The 22,981-nt window shown below is 66.5% G+C and carries 25 protein-coding genes; 13 read left to right on the forward strand and 12 right to left on the reverse strand.

All coding sequences use genetic code 11. The features are described from left to right. Positions 1-411 precede the first annotated feature (411 nt). Entirely contained in the window at positions 412-627 is a 216-nt protein-coding gene (locus HUK65_RS11015; RefSeq protein ID WP_179906300.1) for a hypothetical protein, read from the forward strand. An 80-nt stretch (positions 628-707) separates the two neighbouring features. Here HUK65_RS11015 and HUK65_RS11020 read toward each other — a convergent pair whose 3' ends face one another. The 3 genes from HUK65_RS11020 to HUK65_RS11030 form a co-directional block, all read right to left on the reverse strand. Next, positions 708-1,211 (reverse strand): DUF2383 domain-containing protein, encoded by a 504-nt coding sequence (locus tag HUK65_RS11020; RefSeq protein WP_179906302.1) that lies wholly within the window; start codon positions 1,209-1,211, stop codon positions 708-710. Between the two features lie 85 nt (positions 1,212-1,296). Next, on the reverse strand, positions 1,297-1,470 hold the full coding sequence (locus HUK65_RS11025; protein ID WP_179906304.1) for a DUF1328 domain-containing protein: 174 nt from the start codon (positions 1,468-1,470) through the stop codon (positions 1,297-1,299). Between the two features lie 230 nt (positions 1,471-1,700). Beyond that, the gene (locus HUK65_RS11030) at positions 1,701-2,489 is read right to left on the reverse strand and encodes a response regulator (RefSeq protein WP_327787113.1); all 789 of its coding nucleotides are present in this window, start codon (positions 2,487-2,489) and stop codon (positions 1,701-1,703) included. A gap of 203 nt (positions 2,490-2,692) precedes the next feature. Between HUK65_RS11030 and HUK65_RS11035 the strand changes: the two genes are divergently transcribed. The 10 genes from HUK65_RS11035 (at position 2,693) to HUK65_RS11080 (ending at position 11,818) form a co-directional block, all read left to right on the forward strand. Beyond that, positions 2,693-2,881 (forward strand): NepR family anti-sigma factor, encoded by a 189-nt coding sequence (locus tag HUK65_RS11035; RefSeq protein WP_179906308.1) that lies wholly within the window; start codon positions 2,693-2,695, stop codon positions 2,879-2,881. Beyond that, on the forward strand, positions 2,878-3,471 hold the full coding sequence (locus tag HUK65_RS11040; protein ID WP_179906310.1) for an RNA polymerase sigma factor: 594 nt from the start codon (positions 2,878-2,880) through the stop codon (positions 3,469-3,471). Before HUK65_RS11035 ends, HUK65_RS11040 begins: the two co-directional genes overlap by 4 nt. Before the next feature lie 14 nt (positions 3,472-3,485). Next, positions 3,486-3,995, forward strand: coding sequence for a DUF2231 domain-containing protein (locus tag HUK65_RS11045; RefSeq protein ID WP_179906312.1), 510 nt, complete (start codon positions 3,486-3,488; stop codon positions 3,993-3,995). Between the two features lie 57 nt (positions 3,996-4,052). Beyond that, positions 4,053-5,441: a ferredoxin reductase family protein gene (locus HUK65_RS11050; RefSeq protein ID WP_179906315.1), complete on the forward strand. Its 1,389-nt coding sequence runs from the start codon at positions 4,053-4,055 to the stop codon at positions 5,439-5,441. Between the two features lie 105 nt (positions 5,442-5,546). Next, positions 5,547-6,899 (forward strand): Glu/Leu/Phe/Val dehydrogenase dimerization domain-containing protein, encoded by a 1,353-nt coding sequence (locus tag HUK65_RS11055; protein WP_179906317.1) that lies wholly within the window; start codon positions 5,547-5,549, stop codon positions 6,897-6,899. A gap of 213 nt (positions 6,900-7,112) precedes the next feature. Continuing rightward, positions 7,113-7,841 (forward strand): cytochrome c oxidase assembly protein, encoded by a 729-nt coding sequence (locus HUK65_RS11060; protein ID WP_179906319.1) that lies wholly within the window; start codon positions 7,113-7,115, stop codon positions 7,839-7,841. Beyond that, positions 7,838-8,344: a CopD family protein gene (locus tag HUK65_RS11065; protein WP_179906321.1), complete on the forward strand. Its 507-nt coding sequence runs from the start codon at positions 7,838-7,840 to the stop codon at positions 8,342-8,344. The genes HUK65_RS11060 and HUK65_RS11065 overlap by 4 nt, the downstream gene beginning before the upstream one ends. Further along, a complete protein-coding gene (locus HUK65_RS11070) occupies positions 8,341-9,000 on the forward strand; it encodes a cytochrome c oxidase subunit II (protein ID WP_179906323.1) in 660 nt (219 codons plus the stop codon). The genes HUK65_RS11065 and HUK65_RS11070 overlap by 4 nt, the downstream gene beginning before the upstream one ends. Further along, positions 8,997-11,522 (forward strand): cytochrome c oxidase subunit I, encoded by a 2,526-nt coding sequence (gene ctaD, locus HUK65_RS11075; protein ID WP_179906325.1) that lies wholly within the window; start codon positions 8,997-8,999, stop codon positions 11,520-11,522. Before HUK65_RS11070 ends, ctaD begins: the two co-directional genes overlap by 4 nt. Further along, positions 11,519-11,818, forward strand: a complete 300-nt coding sequence (locus HUK65_RS11080; RefSeq protein WP_179906327.1) for a hypothetical protein — start codon at positions 11,519-11,521, stop codon at positions 11,816-11,818. Before ctaD ends, HUK65_RS11080 begins: the two co-directional genes overlap by 4 nt. A gap of 72 nt (positions 11,819-11,890) precedes the next feature. On the opposite strand, the gene infC is transcribed toward HUK65_RS11080, so the two are convergent. After that, positions 11,891-12,430, reverse strand: a complete 540-nt coding sequence (gene infC, locus HUK65_RS11085) for a translation initiation factor IF-3 (RefSeq protein ID WP_179906379.1) — start codon at positions 12,428-12,430, stop codon at positions 11,891-11,893. A gap of 192 nt (positions 12,431-12,622) precedes the next feature. On the opposite strand from infC, the gene HUK65_RS11090 reads away from it, so the two are divergent. Then, positions 12,623-13,483 carry a hypothetical protein gene (locus tag HUK65_RS11090; protein WP_179906329.1) on the forward strand — a complete coding sequence of 287 codons (861 nt, stop codon included), beginning with the start codon at positions 12,623-12,625 and terminating at the stop codon, positions 13,481-13,483. Between the two features lie 216 nt (positions 13,484-13,699). Here HUK65_RS11090 and doeB read toward each other — a convergent pair whose 3' ends face one another. The 8 genes from doeB to HUK65_RS11130 form a co-directional block, all read right to left on the reverse strand. Beyond that, positions 13,700-14,686: a N(2)-acetyl-L-2,4-diaminobutanoate deacetylase DoeB gene (gene doeB, locus HUK65_RS11095; RefSeq protein WP_179906331.1), complete on the reverse strand. Its 987-nt coding sequence runs from the start codon at positions 14,684-14,686 to the stop codon at positions 13,700-13,702. Between the two features lie 3 nt (positions 14,687-14,689). Further along, complete coding sequence (gene doeA, locus HUK65_RS11100; RefSeq protein ID WP_179906334.1) at positions 14,690-15,874, reverse strand: ectoine hydrolase DoeA; 1,185 nt, start codon at positions 15,872-15,874, stop codon at positions 14,690-14,692. Positions 15,875-16,121: 247 nt separating this feature from the next. Beyond that, on the reverse strand, positions 16,122-17,111 hold the full coding sequence (locus tag HUK65_RS11105; protein WP_179906336.1) for an adenosine kinase: 990 nt from the start codon (positions 17,109-17,111) through the stop codon (positions 16,122-16,124). After that, the gene (nth, locus tag HUK65_RS11110; RefSeq protein WP_179906338.1) at positions 17,108-17,752 is read right to left on the reverse strand and encodes an endonuclease III; all 645 of its coding nucleotides are present in this window, start codon (positions 17,750-17,752) and stop codon (positions 17,108-17,110) included. Before nth ends, HUK65_RS11105 begins: the two co-directional genes overlap by 4 nt. 303 nt (positions 17,753-18,055) lie before the next feature. Further along, positions 18,056-19,834: a molybdopterin-binding protein gene (locus tag HUK65_RS11115; protein WP_407692430.1), complete on the reverse strand. Its 1,779-nt coding sequence runs from the start codon at positions 19,832-19,834 to the stop codon at positions 18,056-18,058. A gap of 449 nt (positions 19,835-20,283) precedes the next feature. After that, entirely contained in the window at positions 20,284-20,793 is a 510-nt protein-coding gene (mobB, locus tag HUK65_RS11120; RefSeq protein ID WP_179906341.1) for a molybdopterin-guanine dinucleotide biosynthesis protein B, read from the reverse strand. Beyond that, a complete protein-coding gene (gene mobA, locus HUK65_RS11125; RefSeq protein WP_179906342.1) occupies positions 20,790-21,401 on the reverse strand; it encodes a molybdenum cofactor guanylyltransferase MobA in 612 nt (203 codons plus the stop codon). The genes mobB and mobA overlap by 4 nt, the downstream gene beginning before the upstream one ends. Before the next feature lie 105 nt (positions 21,402-21,506). Continuing rightward, positions 21,507-22,379: a formate dehydrogenase accessory sulfurtransferase FdhD gene (locus HUK65_RS11130; RefSeq protein WP_179906343.1), complete on the reverse strand. Its 873-nt coding sequence runs from the start codon at positions 22,377-22,379 to the stop codon at positions 21,507-21,509. A gap of 66 nt (positions 22,380-22,445) precedes the next feature. Here HUK65_RS11130 and HUK65_RS11135 point away from each other — a divergent pair, with 66 nt between their 5' ends. Next, positions 22,446-22,973 (forward strand): DUF2478 domain-containing protein, encoded by a 528-nt coding sequence (locus HUK65_RS11135; RefSeq protein WP_179906344.1) that lies wholly within the window; start codon positions 22,446-22,448, stop codon positions 22,971-22,973. Positions 22,974-22,981: the final 8 nt, after the last annotated feature.

Consider the following 22,981-nt stretch of genomic DNA (forward strand, 5'->3'; position numbering starts at 1 on the left):
ACACCCCGAGCCTACGGCTCAGGGAGAGCAACGCCACCCTTCATCCCAAAAAGTTCAACATCGACCGGGACATTCCCGGCGGCACATCCATATGCGTGATGTTGCGCATTTCCTGACGGACTGATCCTGAACCGTGTTCAATCATCGATGATTCTTTAACCGGTGATGTTGCATGTACATCATCGAGCATGGCTGCATCCCGCCGCCCGATCATACTGCCAAAAGTTTGCCATATTTCTGGCGCTATGGTCAGGGGACTCGAAGGAATCGGCGTGATCCTGCCACAGACTGGAAATGTGAATTGAAAGATACAACCTATAGTTGTATAAATTCCACCATGAGGGCGGTTGTTTTAAAATGTACTGTTGTGTCGAGCAGAGTTCGGGCGAACTGACAGGGGCGCAACCTTCAATGGCCTTGGGAATAGTCATCATCGGGATGGTCATCGGCGCGTTGATTGCAGCTGCGGCATTGATTGCCGGCCATTCCGTCTGGATAGCACTTGCGGTTTACGCGGGTGTCGGGGCAGGGTCGGTGGTGCTGGTTGCGCTCAGCGTCCTGCTGACAAGCTGGGCCAGCAAATGCAGCACGGACACTGTCATGCGCGCACTGGCCGAGGGCGGGTAAGCTCAGCGCTCTCCGACAGCGCTCGGCACCGGCCGAGGGGCGCGCAAGTTCCCCTCGCACCAAAGCGGGCGGTTCGCCCTCTATGCTTCGTGCTTTTCCATCATCGCATCGATTTCGGCGCTATGGCGCATCAGGATCGCGTTGGTATCGATGCTCTGGCGGGATTCGCGCGCGGCGTCATAAGCCTCGATCAGATGGCGTTCGCCTTGCTTGACACGGTCCATGACGTTGTCCGACACATCCTCAAACCAGGACCGCACGGCGACGACGGCACGATTCACGGTGCCGAAGATTGACCCGTCAGCCTGTGGTTCATGCCCCATGCTCGCCAGTTGGGCGGCCAGCTCGGCCTCATGCCGACGATGCATCTCCAGGAAGTCCTCGGCCACGGGGCGATACTCGGGCGTTGCCTTTTCGGTGATCTTTTCGAATCCGCTGATTGTGTCAACCAGCCGTGTATGAACCTCGACAAGCAACTCCAGCGGGGACCGTTCGGGGCCGGGTGTGTTGCCGGGACCGCCCGGTCCGCCGCTGAGGGCCTGTGCATCCTGCGAGGGGATGCGTCCTGTGGTCTGATCGCTCATGTCAACCTCCGCTACGATGGTGGCGCCGGGCAGGCCAGTACGGCCTTTCCCGGCGCGCCAGTGTTTCATCCTGTGGGGTGCGCGGTCATACCGGGGGCTGGCCCCGCACCGCACGCGCAATCATGGCCACAAGGAACAGGACCAGGAAGACCACGAACAGGATCTGCGCGATCGAAGAGGCCGTCCCGGCGATCCCCGTGAACCCCAGCGCAGCCGCGACAAGCGCGACAATCAGAAAGGTAAGTGCCCAGCCAAGCATAAGTGACTCCTTCGCTTTTCCATGCCGCCCTTGGCGGCGTCTGCTCCATGCCGCCAGTGGCGGCGTCTGCGGAGTCAACACGTAATCACGGGCAGGGTTCCCAGCCCCCCGGACATTTGACCAGCCGCTGCGCGAATATCCGACACCGTGCTGCGCTGTCTGCCCATGCCATCAAAGAAGGGATCCGGCAGAACCGGACCCCTGTCGGAACATGCGCCGCACTGGGTGTGTCAGGCGTTCAGCGTCTGGGTCGAGGCAAAGAACATCGCCTGTGACACGGCCGAGCGCACCTGTTCCTGTTCGAAGGGCTTGGTGATCAGAAAGGCCGGTTCGGGCTTTTCGCCGGTCAGCAGCCGTTCGGGATAGGCGGTGATGAAGATTACCGGCATTTCGCCAAACTCGCGCAGCAACTCGCCCACGGCGTCGATCCCCGAGGAATCGTCGGCCAGATGGATATCGGCCAGGATCAGGTCCGGGCGTTCACGCCTGCCCAGGGCAACGGCTTCGGCCTGGGTGCGGGCAATGCCGGTCACGGTGTGGCCCATGTCGGTGACGATATTGCGGATATCCAGCGCGATCAGCGGCTCATCCTCGATGATCTGCACCCGGCCCTGAACGGATTTCGACATCTCCTGATAGGCGATGGCCACCAGTTCGCGCGCCTCATCCTCGCCCACCTGGATGATCTGGCCGATATCGCCAAAGGAAAACTCTTCGAGCGAGCGCAGCAGCAGCGCCTCCCGCGTGTTGGCGGTCAGTTGTGCCAGCAGGGTCTGGGCGCGGCCTTCGATCCCTTCGACGGGTTCCGAACCGATGGGCGCGCCAGTGGTCTGCCAGACGGTATGAAAGGCCTGAAACAGCGCCAGTTTCGGTGACAGGCTTGAATCCAGCAGCGAGCGATCTGCAAGTATCGCCTCCAGAGTTGCCGCGGCATATTTGTCGCCGGTTGACTGGCTGCCGGTCAGTGCCCGCGCGTAGCGGCGCAGATAGGGCAGTTCCTCGGCGATACGGATCGACATGGACATTACAGCTCCTTCGGCTCTTCGTTTTCGATAGGGTAGTGCCATAATCGGCGACTTCAGGCAAAAATTATGCGACACGGGGAACCAAACGCTGAAAACGGTGTTTGGTTCCGTGACACGAAAATGAATTCAGTGGATCTGTGGTGCCGCGCAACAGAACGGGGCCCTGTCCGCTGCAAACCCTGGAGCAGACAGCCGAAATGACACGCCGTGACCAGACGAAGCCCGGAAAGGCGGGTGACATCCCGCCAAATGTGTCCGAGCAGATCGACGAGAACCTCAAGCGACTCTACAGCGATGCGGCCTCCGAGGACCTGCCGCCGTCGCTGATGGAATTGCTTGATGCCTTGCGATCCCAGGATGCCCAGCACTCGGCGGGTGATCAATGACAGGTCCCGGCAAGGCGACCCAGGCCCCCGTTTCGCACAAGACCCCTGATCCGCGTGATGAAATCGTCACACATCTGCCATCGCTGCGGGCCTTTGCGCGCGGGCTCACCGGGGATGTGGCAGCGGCTGATGATCTGGTGCAGGATACCGTGGTCAAGGCCTGGACGAAATTCGACCAATATCAGGCCGGCACCAATCTGCGCGCCTGGCTGTTCACGATCCTGCGCAACACGCATCTGTCCCTGCGCCGCAAGCGCGCGCGTGAAGTGTCGGACGGTGAGGGCATCTTTGCCGCAAGACTGGCATCGAAGCCGGATCATGACGGGCGTCTGGCCATGCAGGAGTTGCACGCGGCGATGGACATGCTTCCGGTTGAACAGCGCGAGGCGCTGATCCTGGTGGGGGCCTTCGGTTTTTCCATCGAAGAGGCGGCCGAGACCTGCAACTGCGCGCCGGGCACCATCAAGAGCCGCGCCAATCGCGCCCGTCGCGCCCTGGCTGAAATCCTGAAACTGGACAAGGGTGAGCACCCGGATTCCACCGATACGCCCATTGCGGCGGTCATGGCCAACGCCTCCGGGGGTTTTTGAGGACGCTATCCCTGATGTCCCGCGCGCCTTCAGAACTTGTTGACCCGGTCGAGGAAAACCGCGCCCTGCACGAAACGGAATCGCGCATCGCCATCGCCGGGCACCCGCTGCATGCCATGCTGGTGGCCTTTCCGGTGGCACTGGCCATGTCGGTGCTGGGGGCGGATCTGCTCTATTGGTGGACGGGCGATGCGTTCTGGCCCCGGGCGGCGGGCTGGGCGGCGTTCGGCGCCTTTCTGATGGGGGTGATTGCGGGGATCACCGGCACGGTGGAACTGCTGATCGTGCGGGGCATCCGCAACCGCTCGGCCAGCTGGACGCATTTCATCCTGGCGGTGATGCTGCTGTCGGTGATCGGGGCAAACTGGGGGCTGCGAGTGGGCGACCCCGAAGGCGCCGTTCTGCCGTTGGGATTGACCATGTCAGTGCTGGCGGCCGCTCTGACGGTGGTGACGGGCTGGCACGGGGGCAAGCTGGTCTTCGACTATCAGATCGGCACCAGACGCCCGAACCCCGAGGCGTGATCCCCACCGCGGCCCTGTGCCCCGGGAACCATCACGCGCCGGGGGGGTTATCCCGGAATGACGCGAACATCCTCAACCACGATCACCGATGTGCCAAGGGCGCATCAGCCCACCCCTGACCGGCCTTTGGCGGTGTGGTTGCATGGCGGCGCCATCGTGGCGTTGGGGGTGCTGGCCATTGCCGCGCCCTTTGCCGCCCTGCACTGGGGCGAGCGTGTGGCGCCGCAGGGGTTTACCTGGGATTTCAGCATGGGGCTGGGTTTTGGCGCGCTGGCCATGGTGGCGCTGCAATTTGCGCTGACCGGGCGGCTGCGCTGGATCACGCACCCGTTTGGCGCCGATATCGTCTATCTGTGCCACCGTTACCTCAGTTGGGCGGCGCTAGGGCTGATGCTGGCGCATTTCGCGCTGCTTTATGTGTTCCACGAACCCGCGCTTGGGGTGCTCAACCCGTTGGAGGCACGGTGGGAGCTGACCGCCGGGCGCCTTGCTCTGCTCTGCTTTGCGGGGCTGGTGGTGACCTCGCAATTTCGCGGCCTGCTGCGCCTGCCTTATGAATACTGGCGCGCCCTGCATCTGGGTCTGGCCATCGTCGGCTTTGCGTCGGCGATTGCGCATGTGCTGGGTGTGGGCAATCTGACCAACACGCCCGGGAAACGCGCGCTCTGGCTGGGGGCGACGCTGGCCTGGGCCGTGATCCTGGCCTACACGCGGCTGTGGCGTCCCTGGGTGCAAGGCCGCAATCCCTGGCGCGTGGTGGCCAACACGGCGGAACCCGGCGGGGTGCATACGCTGGAACTGGAACCGCTGGGCCAGCCGTTGAAACGCTGGAAGCCGGGGCAATTCGCCTGGCTGAAGGTGGGGCGGTCGGCCCACTCCATGGTGGAACACCCGTTCACCATATCCACCGCGCCGGAAAAGGGGCCGAACCTGGCGTTCTCCATCAAGTCGCTGGGCGATCATACGGCAGAGCTGGTGCAGACCCCGGTGGGGGCACGGGCCTATGTGGATGGCCCCTATGGCGCCTTCTCCGTGGACCGGATGGCCGGGGCGCCGGGCTTCGTGATGATCGCCGGGGGTGTGGGGATCACGCCGATCCTGTCGAACCTGCATGCGTTGGAGGCGCGGGGCGATCCGCGCCCGGTGACCCTGATCTATGCCAACCCCACCCTGGAGGATGCCGCATTCCGCGAGGAACTGGACGCCATGCGCGCGCGCCTGGATTTGCGCGTGATCCATGTGCCTGAAACCAGGCCCGAAGGCTGGGACGGCGAAAGCGGCTATGTGGATGCGGAGCTGCTGCGCCGTGTCCTGCCCGAAGACACCCGCGACTGGCCGCATCTGCTGTGCGGCCCGGGTCCGATGCTTGATGCCGTGCGCAAGGCGCTACATGGCATGGGTGTTGCGGACCACCATATCGATTACGAAATCTTCGAGCTGGTGTGACATGCGCCCAAAACTTGCCCTGGCCCTTGCCATTTTTCTGACCGCGCTGGCCATCGTTCTGGCGGCATCGCTGGCTGCTGCCTCCCTCTGACCGAAAGGACCCCAATGAAGGATCGCGCCGACACATTGCTGGAAAATTTCATGTCTGGCATCGCGCATCGCCACGGCGGCGAAGCCGAGTTCCTGCGCGCGGTGGAGAGCATCGCCGCCGATGTGCTGACCATCGAAAAAGCCGACAGCGGATTCACGGCCGCGCGCGTGCTGGAGCGCCTGTGCCAGGCCGATCAGGTGATTGAATTCCGCGTCACCTGGCGCGATGACCGCGGCGCGGTGCAGGTCAATCGTGGTTGGCGGGTGCAGCAATCGAACCTGCTGGGCCCCTACAAGGGCGGGCTGCGCTGGGACCCGTCGGTGAACCTGTCGGTGCTGCGCGCGCTGGCCTTTGAACAGGTGTTCAAGAACGCGCTGACCGGCCTGCCGCTGGGGGGCGCCAAGGGCGGCGCGGATTTCGACCCTTCGGGCCGGTCTGCGGCCGAGATCGAGCGCTTCGCCCAGGCCTTCATGGCCGGGCTTGCCCCCCATATCGGCCCCGACCGTGATGTGCCCGCAGGCGATATCGGCGTCGGCGCGGCAGAGTTGGGGCTGCTCAACCGGGCCTGGATGCAGCATGCCCGGGTCTGGGGCGGGGCGCTGACGGGCAAGCCCCAAAGCCAGGGCGGCAGCGCCATGCGGGCGCAGGCTACGGGATACGGGCTGGTCTATTTCACCCAGGCCATGCTGGCCGAGGAGGGCGCCGGGATCGAGGGCAAGCGCATCGCCATTTCCGGGCGCGGAAATGTCGCCGCCCATGCCGCGCGCAAGGCCATGGCTCTGGGGGCGCGGGTAATCTCGCTGTCCGGACGCGCGGGCACCTGGCACGCAGCGGACGGGTTTTCGGCGGCTGCGCTGGACTGGCTCTTGGGCGTATCGGGGGATGCGGCGCAGACCCCGCCCAAGGATATGGGCGTGACCTTTATCGACGGCTGCAAACCCTGGGCGCTGGAGCCCGATATCGCATTGCCCTGCGCCACCCAGAACGAACTGGACCTGAAGGATGCCCGCGCCCTGGCTGATGGCGGCTGCCGCGTCCTGGCCGAAGGCGCGAACATGCCGGTGACGACAGACGCCAAGGCGCATCTGGCCAGGGCTGGCGTGATCCAGGCCCCCGGAAAGGCCGCGAATGCGGGCGGGGTGGCGCTTTCGGGGCTGGAAATGCGCCAGAATGCCGGGTTTGCCCGCTGGCCCGCCGACCAGCTGGACACCGACCTGCGCGAGATCATGTGCGCCATCCACGACCGGTTGAAGGCCGAGCGGACAAGCTGTTGCATGCCCGGCGGCGGGATCGACTATCGCCGGGCGGCCAGTGTGGCGGGCTATCGCGTGCTGGCGCGCGCCATGGTGGATGGCGGGGTGTTCTAGAAGCAAACCGCGCGCGGGCAGGGCGCAGGGAACCGCGGGCCGGGTTCAAGGGTTGTCCCGGTAACCGCCTGAAAAGGTCCAAGCTGAAAGGACAGATCCATGCGTGCGATTCTGATGTGGATGGTCGGGATTCCCCTGCCGGTGATCATCCTGCTTTTCCTGTTCGGTGTTGTCTGACACGGAATCATCGACGGAAAGGCACTTCGGACCACCATGCGGACAGAGCTTGACGCGATACACCCCTATTGCGGACCCGCGCCGGACCCTTCGGCGTGGGTGCGCGCGTGGAACCTGGACCTGGTGTTGCTGGGCGCGCTGGGGCTGGCACTGGTGTTGGGCCTGCATCTGCTGCGCCGCGAAAGCCCCGCCCGCCGACAGGCGCATGCGCTGGCCCTTGGCGCGGCGGTGTTGGCCTTTGTCTCGCCGCTTTGCGCGATGACAGTGGCGCTGTTTTCGGCCCGGGCCCTGCATCATCTGGTGATCATCAGCCTGCTGGCCCCCGCGCTGGCGCTGGCCTTTCCCTGGCGCCGGGCGCCGGTGGGTATGGCGTTCCTGGCCCTTACGGCGGCGCTGTGGCTGTGGCACCTGCCCGCGGTCTACAGCGCCGCCTGGGACAGTGTGGCGGTCTATTGGCTGATGCAGGCGGCGCTGATCCTGCCGGCCTGGGCCTTCTGGTCGGCGGTGCTGGCGCGGCCTGCGCTGGGGCAGGCGCTGTGGCTGGTGCCACTGGTGGGGCAGATGGGGCTTCTGGGCGCGCTGCTGACCTTTGCTCCGGCGCCCTTCTATCTGGAGCATCTGGCCCATGCGCCGCGGTTCGGGCTGGAGGCCCTGCAGGATCAGCAACTGGCCGGGCTGATCATGTGGGTGCCGGGCATGGTGCCGCTGGCCGTGCTGGCCGCGATCTTCGGCTGGCGGGCCCTGAAGCACGAGGTTCCGGCGTGATTGCCCTACTCAAGGCCATCCACATCGTGGCGCTGGCGCTCTGGTGCGCGGGACTGGTGCTGCTGCCGCTGCTGATCCAGCGCTACGGCCGCCGCGCCGAGATCCGCGAACAGGCCGGCTATGCCGAGTTTCGCTGGCTGACGCACCGCGCCTATGTGGGTTTTGTCACCCCCGCGGCGGTGGTGGCGGTGACGGCGGGGACGATTCTGGTCTTCGCCTTGCAGGTGCTGGACTCCTGGATGCTGGCCAAGCTGGTGTGCGTGGCGGGCATGGTGCTGGTCCATGCCTGGCTGGGTCATCTGATCGTCCAGGCGGGTGAGGGCAGGGGTGCCTACAGGCTGCCCCCCGCGGGGCTGGCGCTGCTGGCGGTGGTGCCGCTGATCGGCCTGGTGCTGTGGCTGGTGCTGGCCAAACCGGCCCCCGATGCGCTGATCGCACTCTTCCCCGAGGCGCTGATGGCGCCCCGCAACCAGCCGCTTCCCGGGTTTCTGGAGCCGCTGTGAAACGATTTGCGGCATATCCCCTGCTGGTCGCGGGCTGTTCCGGGCCGCTGTCCACGCTGGAGCCGGGCGGCCCTGCGGCGGCGGATATCGCCTGGCTGTGGTGGGGGATGCTGGCGGGTGCGGCGGTGATCACGGTGTTCATGGTGGGGCTGGTGCTGCTGGCCCTGGGCGCGCCCCGCCCGGTGCGCGAGGGCCGCTGGACCCTTGGCCTGGGTCTGGGCCTGTCCATGGTGATCCTGACCCCGGTGCTGGCGGCAGGGCTGTGGGTGGGTGAGCGGATCATCCCCCGCGATGACGGGGTGGTGACGGTCGAGGCCCACGCCTGGCAATGGAACTGGCGCTTTACCCATGCGGATGCCGAGGGCGCGCCGGTGGAAAGCGAAAACACCCTGCATATTCCCGCCGGACAGCCAGTGGACGTGCTGATCACCTCCGAGGATGTGATCCATTCCTTCTGGGTGCCCCGGCTGGCGGGCAAGCTTGATGCCATTCCCGGCCGCACGAACCGCGCAAGGATCATGGCCGATGAACCGGGGCGCTATGCGGGGCTCTGCGCGGAATTCTGCGGGCAGGGCCATGCGCGCATGCGCTTCGATGTGGTTGCCCATGCCGACTGGCCGCCGGTGCTGAACGGTGACGGAACGGAGGCAAAATGACCGACGCTCCCGTCACATCCGCCCCCGCAGACGCGGCAAGCGATATCCCCCGCAACCCGCCTCAGCGCAGCCTGACCCTGCATCGGGCGCTTGCCCGCGTCTGGGCCAATGACCGCGGGCTTTGGGGACAGATCACCGCCGTCAGTCACACCACGCTGGGGTTGCGCTTCATGGCCACGGCGCTGGTCTTCTTTGCCATCGGCGGGATCCTGTCGATGCTGATCCGCGCGCAACTGGCCACGCCGCAGGGCGCGTTTCTGGACACGGAACTTTATAACCAGATCTTCACGATGCATGGCAGCATCATGATGTTCCTGTTCGCCATTCCCATGCTGGAGGGGTTGGGCATCTGGCTGCTGCCCAAGATGCTGGGCACGCGCGACATGGCCTTTCCGCGTCTGACAGCACTCGGCTACTGGTGTTACCTGTTCGGCGGTCTCATCATGCTGTCAGCCCTGCTGTTCGGGGTGGCACCGCGGGACGGCTGGTTCATGTACACGCCGCTGTCGGATGCCACGCATTCCCCCGGCATCAATGCCGATGTCTGGCTGCTGGGGGTCACTTTCGTGGAGATCTCGGCCATTGCGGCGGCGGTGGAGATCACGGTGACGATCCTGCGCCAGCGCGCGCCGGGGATGAAGCTGACGGCGATGCCGCTTTTTGGCTGGTACATGTTGGGGACCAGCGTGATGATGCTGGTGGGCTTTCCGCCACTGATTGCCGGATCGGTCCTGCTGGAGATCGAGCGCGCCTTTGACTGGCCGTTCTTTGACCCCGCGCGCGGGGGCGATCCGTTGCTGTGGCAGCATCTGTTCTGGCTGTTCGGCCATCCGGAGGTCTATATCATCTTCCTGCCGGCCGCGGGCGTCATGTCGATGATGATCCCCATCCTGAGCCGCACGACCATCCTGGGTTATGGCGCGATCGTTGCGGCGGTGCTGGGGCTGGTGTTCCTGTCCTTCGGCCTGTGGGTGCATCACATGTTCACCGTGGGCATCCCGCATATGGCACTGGCGTTCTTTTCGGCGGCCAGCGTGCTGGTGGCGGTGCCGACGGCGGTACAGGTCTTTGCCTGGATCGGCACCATGTGGAAGGGGCGCCCGCAGCTGGTGCTGCCCATGTATCACATCCTGGGCTTCTTCCTGACCTTTGTCATGGGCGGGCTGACGGGGGTGATGCTGGCGATTGTGCCCTTCAACTGGCAGGCTCATGACACGGCATTCGTCACCGCGCATCTGCATTATGTGCTGATTGGCGGGTTCGTGTTTCCGATGATGGCGGCGGCGACCTACTGGATGCCGCTGATCACCGGCAAGCGGCGCATCGACGGGCTGGGCGAGGCCGCGTTCTGGGTGATCCTGATCGGCTTTCACGGCACGTTCTTCATCATGCATCTGACCGGGCTTCTGGGGATGCCGCGCCGGATTGATGTCTACCCCGACAACCCGGAATGGATCTGGCTGAACCTGACCTCGTCGATCTTTGGCTTTGTGCTGACCATCGGTTTTGCCATGTTCGCGCTGGACCTGATCCTGCAGGCAACCCTGGGCAAGCGCGCCGCGCGCGATCCGTGGGAGGCGCCGACGCTCGATTGGGCGATGCCGGTGCCTGCGCCGAATTACAACTTCGCCTCGCTTCCCCTGCCGGAGCAGGCGGCGTGCGGCGCGGCGCAGGCGGCGCTGACACTTGCGCGGGGCGAAGGGGTCTTGCCCGGCGCGCCGCGCGGCCGTCGCGAGGTTCTGGTCAGCACTGTCAGCGGTGCACGCCCACTGCATGTGGCGGTGCTGCCGGGGAATACCGCGCTGCCGCTGGCGCTGTCGGCCAGTATCGGGGGGTTCGTGTTGCTGATGCTGGCAGGGCTTTATGCGTTGGCGGGGGCGGCGCTGGTGCCTGTGGCGGTGCTGATTTGGGTCTGGGCGCGCGGCATGGCGCCATCGGGTGACATGGCCCAGGTGCAGGCCGCGCCGGGTCTGCGTCTGCCGGTGCATTTCCGCGCCGGGGTCACGCTGGGGCAAAGCGGGCTGGTGGCGTTTCTGGTGGCCAACGGGACGCTCTTCGCCTCGCTTCTGTTCGGGCTGGCGTTTCTGGAGGTGGTCACGCCGGGGCCTGCGGCGCCCTCGGCCTCGGTCGAGCATCTGACCATGGGATGGGCCATGGGCTTCGTCGTTGCGACGGCGGGCCTGGGCGTTCTGGCGGCGCGCGCCAGCGGGTCCGGGGCGGCGCTGGCGGGGCTGCTGGTCAACCTGCTGGCGCTCGCGGGGGTTCTGTGGATCGGCGCCCAACTGGATGACCCCACGCGCCACGCCCGCGACGCGCTGCGCGCGGTGGTGGCGGGCTATGTGGGGCTGCACCTGCTGGTGGCCGCAGGCATGGCCGGCTTCGTGCTGGATCAGCTGCGCCGGGGCGAGATCACGCCCGATACCCCCGGTGCCGCGCCTGCCTGGCGGCTGTGGCAGGAGTTCACCGCCGTCACCACGCTGATCACGGCGCTGGTGATCCTGGTCCAGGCCGGTGTGGTATGAGATGGCTTGGCCTCTCGCTGCTGGGGCCTTTGCTCTGGGCGCTGCTTTTCGTGGCGGTCTATGGCGCTCATGGCATGGCCTGCGCAGGCGTGACCGGCCCCGAAGGGCTGGGAACCGGCGCACGGCTGACCATGGTGGGGCTGTGGCTGGCCGGGCTGCTGGCCCATGGGGCGTTGCTGCTGGCCTTGCCACATGGAGCGGGGCTGCAGCGGTTCCTTCCGCGCGCCGGTGCCTGGATCGGGCTGGGTGCGAGCGCCGTTACCCTGTTTCCGGTGGTGTTGGTCACCAGTTGCTGAACACCTACTGGCACGCGCGGAAACGCAAACGCCCCCGCGCGGGCGGGGGCGATCAACGCGCGGCGGGCAATGTCAGCGCGGGGCGATCATCATGATCATCTGCCGCCCTTCCAGCTTGGGCATGTTTTCCACCTTGCCCTGTTCCCCCACATCCGAGGCGACCCGGTTCAGAAGCTCCATGCCCAGCTGCTGATGCGCCATTTCCCGGCCACGGAAACGCAGGGTGACCTTCACCTTGTCGCCCGCTTCCAGAAAGCGCATCACATTGCGCATCTTCACATCGTAATCATGGGTGTCGGTCCCGGGGCGGAACTTCACCTCCTTGATGTCGATGGTCTTCTGCTTCTTGCGGGCCTCTGCCTCGCGCTTCTGCTGTTCATACTTGAACTTGCCGAAGTCCATGATCTTGCAGACCGGCGGGGAGGCGTTCGGCGAGATCTCGACCAGGTCCAGACCCGCTTCCTGCGCCATCTGAAGCCCCACCTCGGGGCGGACGACTCCGACATTTTCGCCATCGGCGCCAATGAGCCTGATCTCCGGGGCGCGGATGCGTTCATTGACCCTGGGGCCGGTGTCACGCGTTGGCGGGGCGTTGTGAGGTCTGCGGGCTATGGTCTGTGTCCTTCAATTGCGATACTGCAGCGTGCAAATTATCCTTCCTTAAGGCACCTTTCAAGCGCGAATGCATGGCGTGGCGGCATGATGACGCCGATCTTGACGGGCTGTGAATTGCAATCGGCGTTTCCTTGGCCTAGGGCAGTCGCATGACGCCACGCTGGGCGCACGCAATGCAAGGATTTTGCCATGAAACGTGGATTGCTGGTTGGTCTGGTGGTTCTGGTTGCGGGGATCGGCATGTGGCTGGGAACGCGCCCCGCCGCGCCGCCACCGCTGGAGCCGGTCTCGGCCCCCGAGCCGGAACCCGAAGTGACGCCCCCCGAGGCCATCGAACCCGAGGAACCGGAACTCGAAACAACCGAGGAACCCGCCACCGAGCCTGATTCGTTCGAGGCCGAACTGGAAGCCGAGGCCGAAGCGGAAGCGGCAGAAGAGTTGCCCCTTGCCGGGGACGATCCTATGGCCGAAGACGCCGATCCCGCTCTGACGGACCCGGAAGCCCCTGACACGGAAGCCCCGGAAGCTGAGGCCCCTGAAGCTGAGGCACCTGCACCCGAGGCGGCGGATACCGAAACCCCGGAGGCTGAGACCACAGAAACCGAGGGCCTGGACACCGAAGCTGCCGAGCAGGATGCCATTGACCCCGAGGCGGTCGAGCCGGTTGCCCCCGAAACGGAGACAACCGAGCCCGAAACCCTGCGCCCGGAGGCCATCGAACCCGGCACCACGGCCACGGAACCGGTGGACCCCGGTGGGATCGACCCGGATATGGCCGACCCTGAAACCCTGGCCCCTGACGCCGAGGCACCCGATGCCGCCCCGGTGGATGACGAAACGGTCGAGGCCGTGGACGAAGCCCTGAGCGACGGCCTGCCTGAAACCCTGCCCGAGGATGGCGCCCGCGCCTTCGTGCAGGAGCTTCTGGACCAGGCGGATATGGGCACCATGCAGCGCACCACGCTCAACACCCTGCTGCGCGCTGCCGGTGAAGACCGCGACGCGCTGGAAGGCGTCTATCGTCAACTGCGCGCGTTGCTCGGCGAATAACCGCGACCCTTCGCAGGAACGCCAAGCCCAGGATACATGGACCCGGCCCCCTTTGGTGGCCGGGTCCATTCGTTTCACGCCGACCGTGGCTGCCGCCTGGTGCGCGGCACAGGGGTCAGCGCCGCGCGCCCCCGAGGCGCGAAGGGTGGGTGGGTGGGCGCGCCTCGGGGGCGCTCCCCACCGCTGCCGCAGGCGCCCTTGCCGGGTGGGTCTGCCTCAGCTGTCCAGCGGGACCGCCACCACGCCCAGACAGTCACCCGGCTGGATCAGGCCCGGAAAATGCCGTGCCACCAGCACACCGTCACGCCCGGCGTGAAAGACTGTGGCCTTCTGCCCCGGACGCCCCAGCGGCCAGACCTGCGCGATCGGCGCCCCCTTGGCAACCATGGCACCCAGATCGACCAGCGGCTCCATCATCCCGGCGGTGTCGCAGAAGGTGAAGCAATCGGCATCGGGCATGTCGATCATTCGCGTCGGCGCCATTTCCGGTGCTTCGGACAGAATGCCCATATGGCACAGAAGGTTGCGCACGCCCTTGCGGGCAATCGCCAGGCTGACCGCGGTGGCGCTGCCGCCGCCGCCCAGTTCGGTGGTGACAAAGACCTTGCCCTGGCTCTCGACCTCGGTATCCAGCATCCCCACCGCATCGATCTCCAGCATGATCGCCGACCAGGGCGCGTTGAAGGCTGCCATGGCGGCCTCGCAGGCGGCCTGCTGGGCCTTGTCCTCCAGCACATGCACGGCAGCAAAGGGCAGGAAATCCAGGGTCCGCCCGCCCGAATGCAGGTCACAGACCAGATCGGCCTCTGGCACCAGAATGCGGCTGACATAATCCGCAATCTTCTGCGTGACCGTGCCATCCGCCCGCCCCGGAAAGGCGCGGTTCATGTTCCCGCCATCAATGGGCGATGTGCGTTTGCCCGCGGCCACCGCCGGCTGATTCAGCGCGGGCAGAATGATCACCCGCCCGCGAATTGCCCCCGGGTTCAGTGTGGCGGCCAACTCATGCAGGGCGATCAGCCCTTCGTATTCATCGCCGTGATTTCCGGCCACGAACAGCGCCGTCGGCCCGTCACCGTTGCGGATCACCGAAATGGGGATCATCACCGAGCCCCAGGCACTGTCATCGCGCGAATAGGGCAGCCGCAGAAAGCCGTGATGCGCGCCGTCCTGATCCAGTGGTATGGTCGGAGTGATCGCCATGGCTCAGTCCTTCACGAATATCTGCCGGGGCGTGTTGCACAGACATTCCGGCCCGTGTTCGGTAATCAGGATCGGCTCGGTGATCTCCAGCCCGCCATCCTCCAGCCACAGCGCGGGCATGAAATGAAACACCATTCCCGGCTTGAGTTCGGTCATCGCACCGCGCCGGAAGGACATGGTTCGCTCGCCCCAGTCCGGCGGGTAGCTCAGACCGATGGAATAGCCGCAGCGGCTGTCCTTTTCGAAGCCGCGCTTGTTCAGGGCCGCGTTGAAGGCGTTGGCCACGTCCTCGCAGCGGTTGCCGGGATAGGCCTGCGCCAGGCCCGCCTCCATGGCCGTCAGCACGGCCTCTTCGGCGTGGCGATACAGATCCGGTGGCGGGCCGAAGAACAGGGTGCGCGACTGCGGGCAATGGTAACGCCGATGCGCCCCCGCGATCTCGAAGAAGGTGGATTCGCCGCGTCGCATGGGGCGGTCATCCCAGGTCAGATGCGGCGCCGTCGCATCCAGCCCCGAAGGCGCCATGGGCACGATCGCCGGATAGTCACCCCAATGGCCGTCTGCCCCTTCGATCCCCGCGCGGCTGATCTCGGCCACCAGCTTGTTCTTTGGCATGCCGGGTTCGGCCACGTCCAGAATGACTTGGTGCATGCGCTCGACGATCCGGGCCGCGCGGCGCATGTATTCGATTTCCGAATGCGACTTGATTGAGCGCTGCCAGTTCACAAGCCCCGTGGCATCGACGAAATTCGCCTCATGCAGGTGGTTGACCAGCGTCTGATGCGCCGCGGCCGAGTAATAGTAATTGTCCAGCTCCACCCCGATCCAGCCGGTGTTCCAGCCCCGGTCGATGATCAGCGCGGCCAGTGCCTCCATCGGGTGTTTCTGCGGGTTCTGAACATAGCTGTCGTCATAGCCGACAATGCTGTCATCATCCTTCATGAACACGGTGCGCAGGGCGCCTGCGGCATCCATGGCGCGGCCCCACCACACGGTGGGACCCTCCAGCGGCAGGATGACGGCCTGATGCACATAGAAGGACCAGCCGTCATAGCCGGCGATGTAGTTCATGTTGGACGGGTCGGTGATCACCAGCAGGTCCAGGCCGCGCAATTCCATCTCGGCGCGGGTGGCGGCGATACGGGCTTCGTATTCGGCATCGGTGAAATTGGGATTGGTCGTGGTCATGAAGCCTCCGGCTCTGTCGCGCCCCGGCCGGGGCCCCCGGGCGGCGGGGTATCCGGGATGCGCCGAACGATGCAGGGTATGCGGACGATGCAACAGGCGCGCAGGGCCTGCCCGGACTCTGTGCACTGTTCCGGACGTCAGTTTCAAGCCTCTGGCGCCGGATTTTCCTGGCTTGAGGCGCGGTGTGGTGCTGAATTGCCCCGGCGCAGCCCTCGCGATCGATCCCGGTGACCCTCTGGTGGCCGGGCTAGATCAGCCCGGCATCGCGCATCCGCGCGCCCACATCAGTGACAGGACGCGCGCCCAGATGGCCGATGACCTCGGCCGCGGCCATGCAGCCCATGCGCGCCGCGGTTCCCATGTCATGCCCCTGCACCAGACCCAACAGGAACCCGGCGGCGAACTGATCGCCCGCGCCGGTGGCATCGACCGGGGTCACGCGGTCCACGGGCACATCCGTCACGCGCCCGTCATGGATCACCCGCACCGGATCGCCCGAGCGGGTGCAGACCACCAGCGGACAGTCGCGCGCCGCGCGTGCCAGTGCGTCATCCAGATCATTGGCCTGATAGAGCGAGACCCATTCAGCCTCGTTACCGATGACGAAATCCATGTCACCTGCGACCAGCGCCTGAAAGTCGGTGCGGTGGCGGTCCACGCAGAACGGGTCCGACAGCGCGATGCCCGCGCGCCCGCCGGTTCCCCGGCAGGCCCGCGCGGCCTTCAGGAAGGCTTGTTTGCCCTTGTCCTTGTCGAACAGATAGCCCTCCAGGAACACCATCTCGCTGTCGGCCATAACGGTCTCATTCACGTCATCAGGCCCCAGTTCCGCCGAGATGCCCAGATAGGTGTTCATCGACCGCTCGCCATCGGGCGTGACAAAGATCATGCAGCGTGAAGTCGGCAGCGCCGCGCCCGCCGCCGGCGGGTTGGGGAAATCCGTGCCCTGCGCCGCCATGTCGGCCGCATAGCCCCGGCCCAGATCATCATCAGCCACCAGCCCGGTAAAGGCCGTGCGCAACCCCAGCTTGCCCAGTCCCGCCAGCGTATTCGCCACCGACCCGCCGGGCGCGGTGTCCCGGGCGGACATGGCGGCGAACAACGCCTCGGCACGGTCGCGTTCGATCAGCTGCATGATGCCCTTGCGGACGGTATGGTCATCCAGAAACCGGTCCGGCACAGTGCTGAGCACATCGACGACGGCATTGCCGATCCCGGCCACCTGATAGGTCTTCACAGGGTCTTCTCCTCATAGGCACAAAGGTCGCGGATCAGGCAGGCCCCGCAGGCGGGCTTTCGCGCCTTGCAGACGTAGCGCCCGTGCAGGATCATCCAGTGATGGGCGTGCAGCTGGAACTCGGCCGGGATGTGATCCTCGATCGCGCGTTCCACGGCCACCACATCCCGCCCCGGCGCGATGCCGGATCGATTGCCCAGCCGAAAGATATGCGTATCCACCGCCTGCGCCGGAAAGCGCCACCACATGTTCAGCACCACATTGGCAGTCTTGCGCCCGACGCCGGGCAAGGATTGCAGGGCGGCGCGCGATGACGGCACCTGCCCGCCGTAGTGCTCGACCAGGATGCGCGACAGCTTGATGACGTTCTTGGCCTTGTTGCGATAGAGGCCGATGGTGCGGATATGCGCGATCAGCCCCTCTTCGCCCAGGGCAAGCATTTTCTCGGGTGTGTCGGCGATGGGAAACAACGCCGCCGTGGCCCGGTTTACCCCGGCATCGGTTGCCTGCGCACTCAAGGCCACCGCAACCAGCAGGGTAAAGGCGTTGAGATGGTGCAACTCGCCCTGCGGTTCCGGCTCCGCAGCCTGGAACCGGCGAAAGATCTCGTGGATCGTGGGATAGTCAAGTTGCGCAGCCATCCCCTGTGCTATGCAACGCCAATGCCGCAGGAACAAGCCCCATCAAACACCGAAACCACCAGGGGCAGGGCAAAGACACCGATCCAGCCACAGGGTCAGATGGCAGGGGGGTGCTCCCGCCCCCTGATCCCGCCGCAGGTGCCCTGCGGCAGGTCAGGCGTTGGGCCGGGCCCGCGCGCCTTGCGCGCGGGCCCGGCCCAACGGGATGAGGCGCGCAAGCGCCGAAGACGGGCGGGAGTGCCACCTCTGCTTTTCCGCGAATGGCCGACAAGGGTGCGTGGGTGCCCTGGCGGCTGGAGGTGTCTATCCCAGCCCGAAGCTTGTGTAAGGCAGGTAGCGCACCATGTCGCCGGGGGCGATGGTGGCCGCACCATCGGGCAGTTCCACGAGTCCCTCGGCCCAGCTCAGCCCGCTGATCCGTCCCGACCCTTCCGAGGCAAAGACCTCGGCCGTGCCATCGGCGCCCAGGCGCGCGCGCAGGAATTCCCGGCGTCCCGGTTTCTTGCGCTTGGAAAACGCCGCCGGAACCTGGAAGCCCTGTGGCTCCAGCCACCCCGCCCCGGACAGCAGCGACAGCGCCGGGCGGCCAAAGATCAGGGTGCAGACCAGTGCGGCCACCGGGTTTCCGGGCAGGCCGATCACCGGTACGCGCTGTCCCCCGTCTCCGGGCCAGAGCGCCAGCGCCAGCGGGCGCCCCGGCTTCAGCGCAATCCGCCAGCTCGACAGCTGCGCACGCTCCCGCAGCAGCCTTGAGACATGATCCTCATCCCCCGCCGACGCGCCGCCCGAGGTCAGGATCACATCCGCCTCGGCCGCGCCCCGGTCCAGCCGGGCCGCAATCTCTGCCGCGTGATCCGGCGCATGGCCCAGATCCACCGGCGCATGGCCCCAGCGGCGCGCGACCTCCAGCAGCATGGGTCGATTGGCGTCGAAGATCTGATGCGGCGCCGCTTGTGCGCCCGGGTCGGACAGCAATTCATCCCCCGTGGACAGAACCCCCACCCGCAGAGGCCGCAGCACCCGCACCCGTCCCACACCCAGGGCCGAAAGCAGGGCCAGATCCGCCGGTGTCAGCCGCCGCCCACGCGGAAGGGCAGGGCCCCCGGCCTCCACATCCTCACCTGCGCGGCGGCTGTTGGCGCCACGCCTGACGGGGCCGTCAAAGGCGACCCGCGCGCCATCCGTCGCGCAATCTTCCTCCAGAACCACACTGTCCACGCCTTTGGGCAGGATCGCCCCGGTCAGGATACGCACCGCCGATCCCATGGGCACTGCGCCCTTCAGCGGCTGCCCGGCAGCGGCCCTCGCCTGCAGGAGGGGGAGTTCATAGGGACCGGACCCATCTAGCGCTGCATGGGCAAAGCCATATCCATCGACAGCGGCATTGGCCTGCGGCGGGTTGGAGCGCCGCGCGCTGATATCCGTGGCCAGAACCCGCAGTCCGGCGGCGGCGGTGGGTAGGTCCTCGGTATCGGTGATGGGCACCAATGCGGCGCGCAGACGTGCCAGCGCATCCTCCACCGGCACCCAGTCCACGCCTTGCGGCATGGCGAAGCAATCATTGCGCAGCCGTGGCGGGGTCAGCCGGTGTGGCGCGGTCGCAGGGGCGTCTGTGTCTTGCGGAGGCAGGGCGGCTGCGCCCACCGCGCGGGCTGCCGCGCGCAGATCCGCTTCGGCCCCAGCGCCCAGGATCCAGCCTTCCTCGGCCAGCGGTGCGGTGGGGTCGGCGGCATCGAACAGCCCCCCCAAAGCCCCCTCCTGCGCCAGCCGCGCCAGTGCCAGGGCCAGCATGCGCACCTGCACCGCATCCCGCACCGGCCAATCGTGGCGACCGGCTTTCCCGTGTCTGGGCGGCGAGAGCGCGGCGATCTCCGCGCGCAGCATCGATGGAAACACCTCGGTCACGACCACCGGGGCCGCCTGCGCCGCCTCGAACGGCCAGACGGCGACCTGCCCGGCAAAGGCTGCGCGCAACCGCCACAGCACCGGCAGGCCAGTCAAGACCTGGCTGCCAACCGAACCTGCCCCCCCCAGCTTCCAGACCGATTGCGCACCCTTCGCCCGCGCGTCGGTGACCCGCATCTCAGCCAGCCCATGCCCGCGCCGCTCCGATCCCTTCAGCGGCAGCCCCGGCCAGGTCTGGCCCGGGGGATGAAACCAGAGCGGCCCAAGGCCCGGCAGCGCTCGGTTGATCCGCGCTGCGACCTCAAACCTGTTGTTTCGGTTGCGCCTGTCATCTTCCACCTGCGCGGCCAACCATTCCCAGACCGCCAGCGCCTCGGCCCGTCCGGTCAGCGCTGCGGCAAACCCTGCCGGGTAGCCAAAGGCGAAATCGACGCCGATCAACACCCGCTCACCTGCGTCAAGCGCCGCACTGATCAATGCGCGCAGGTGGGCCTCAGCCTCGGCACGGGTTGGCGGGTTCCAGCTTTCAACCGCGTCCCCCCGGGCCTGCGCGATCCAGAGGGAATCGCCCCCTCTAACCGCCCGGCCCGCGGCCGACCAGTCCACAACCACGATCCGATCAAAGCTCAAGACGCCACCTCGCCCAGGCCCACCTCGGTCAGGATGAACCGGGCAATGGCCGCCGTGTCATCCAGATCGAACACCGGCACCGCCAGCCCGTCATGCCCCACATCCGAGGCCACCGCCCGGATGGTCGGATTGTCCGGTGCCAGCAGTCCCCGCCCGGCAGCGGCCCGGTGGCACTCGACCTTCGGGTGTGCCGCCCGCTTCCAGCCTTCGATCAGCACCAGATCCACCGGCGCCATGCGCGCCAGCAGGTCCTCCAGCGGCGGCTCGGGCGCGCCGCGCAGCTCGGCCATCAGCGCCCAACGGCGGGGCGAGGCCAGCAAGACCTCCTGCGCGCCCGCCACGCGGTGCCGGTAACTGTCCGTCCCTGCCTGATCCACATCCGTGTGATGATGCGCATGCTTCAGCGTCGAAACACTGAACCCACGCCCAGAGATCTCGGCCACCAGACGTTCCATCAACCCGGTCTTGCCGGTGTTCTTCCAGCCGGTGACCCCGTAAACCCTCATGCCCGGACCGCCAGCGCTTCCGCCGCCTCCAGATCCTCGGGCGTGTTGACATTGAAGAACGGATCGAACCCTTCAGCGCCAAATTCGGCGGTGCCCGCCCCATGCGTGTCGGTCCAGATCACCACCTTGCGCAAGCCCCCCTCCAGCGCCGCGCGCAGATCATCGCGCAACGCCACTGGCCACAGCCCGAAGGTCGGATGCCGCCACAGCTTGCCCTCGGCGTCCCGGCTTGCCGCCAGCGCCAGCCCCGAAGGCCCCGCCGCCGCTTGCAACCCCGCCACCAGATCACGCGGCAGGAACGGCGTATCGGCGGCGGCACTGACCACCGCATCGGCCCCCTTAGCAGCGGCCCAGTCCATCCCCGCCAGAACCCCCGCCAAAGGCCCCGGCCAATCCGGCAGGCTGTCCGCCAGCACCGGCAGGCCCAGCCCCGCAAACCGCGCCGGGTCGCCATTGGCATTCAGCGCCATGCCCCCCACCTGCGGCCCCAGCCGATCAACCACATGATCAATGATCCGCTGCCCGCCCAAAGGCAGCATCCCCTTGTCGCCGCCGCCCATGCGCGTGGCCCGCCCGCCAGCCAGGATCACACCCAGAACCCTGCTCATGCGCCCGCCCCTTCACCTTTGCAAAAATATCCTCGGGGGGAGTCGCCCGGAACGGGCGACGGGGGGCAGACAGCCCCCCAGCCACGCCCGCCACCAGCGCAGCGCTCAGTCACCCTGCGCCCCCTTGCGCCTGTGGCGGCGATCTTCCTCGCCCGCTGCGGCCGGGTCGGCGTCGCGGATCAACCGCCCTTCGCCCGAAAGGCAGACAAACCGCTGCCCCCGCATCCGCCCGATCAGCGTCAACCCCACCTGCTGCGCGATCTCCACCCCCCAGGCGGTGAAGCCTGAGCGCGAGGCCAGCGCCGGGATCCCCATCTGCGCCGTCTTGATCACCATCTCCGAGGTCAACCGCCCCGTGGTATAGAGGATCTTGTCGCCCCCATCGACCCCGTTGCGGAACATCCAGCCGGCGATCTTGTCCACCGCATTGTGCCGGCCCACATCCTCCATATAGACCAGCATCCGGTCACGTTCGCACAACACCGTGCCATGGATCGCGCCTGCTTCCAGGTAGAGCGAGGGCGTGGTGTTGATCGCCTTGGACAGCGCATAGAGCCAGCTGGTGCGCAGCTCCGCCTGCGGCAGGGTCAGCCCCTCCAAGCCCTCCATCATGTCGCCGAACACCGTGCCCACCGCACAGCCTGAGGTGCGGGTTTTCTTCTTCACCTTCTCCTCGTAGCTGGTCGCGCGCTCGGTGCGCACCACCACCACCTCCAGATCGTCGTCATAGTCCACACCCGTCACCACATCATCGGCGCGCAACATCCCCTGGTTGCGCAGGAACCCCACTGCCAGATATTCCGGGTAGTCGCCGATGGTCATGGCGGTGACGATCTCCTGACTGTTGAGGAAGATCGTCAAGGGGCGCTCCTCGACCACGGAGATCTCGGTCTCGGCACCGGTCTGGTCATGGCCGCGCACCTTGCGGGTCAGGCGCGGGTCGTCGGGGAGGGGCAGAATTGGCAGGGCGGTATCCATGTGCGGCCTTTATCCTTGGTGTGGCATAATGTATCCAACCCCCACGCACAGACAAGGGGCCGAAGGATGCTGGGATATGTGGTGACCGATCAACGCGGCGTGTTGGATGACATGCTGGCGGATATCGCGGACCGGCTGCAGGCTGAAGGCATCCGCCTGGCCGGAGCGATCCAGACCAACACCGCCCCCACGCCCGGCGCGCGCTGTGACATGAACCTGCGCATCCTGGGCGCCGCGCAATCGGTCTGCATCAGCCAGCAGCTTGGCCCCCATGCCACCGGCTGCCGCCTGGATCCCGGCGCATTGGAACACGCCGTGGCCCATGTGGAACAGAGCCTTGCCACCGGGCCGCAACTGCTGATCGTCAACAAGTTCGGCAAGGCTGAAATGGACGGGCGCGGCTTTCGCCCCGTGATCGGCCAGGCGCTGGCCGCGGGCATTCCGGTGCTGACCGCCGTGGGGCGCGGGGGGTTGCCCGGGTTCGACAGCTTTGTCGAAGGGTTCGGCCTGCGCCTGCCCTTTGACAGCGGCGCGGCCCTTGACTGGTGCCGCAATGCGATTGCCGAGGCCGCGCTGGACGGTCCGGCGGCCTGACCGGGCCG

The sequence above is a fragment of the Rhabdonatronobacter sediminivivens genome (genome assembly GCF_013415485.1).
GTDB classification, from domain to species: Bacteria; Pseudomonadota; Alphaproteobacteria; order Rhodobacterales; family Rhodobacteraceae; genus Rhabdonatronobacter; species Rhabdonatronobacter sediminivivens.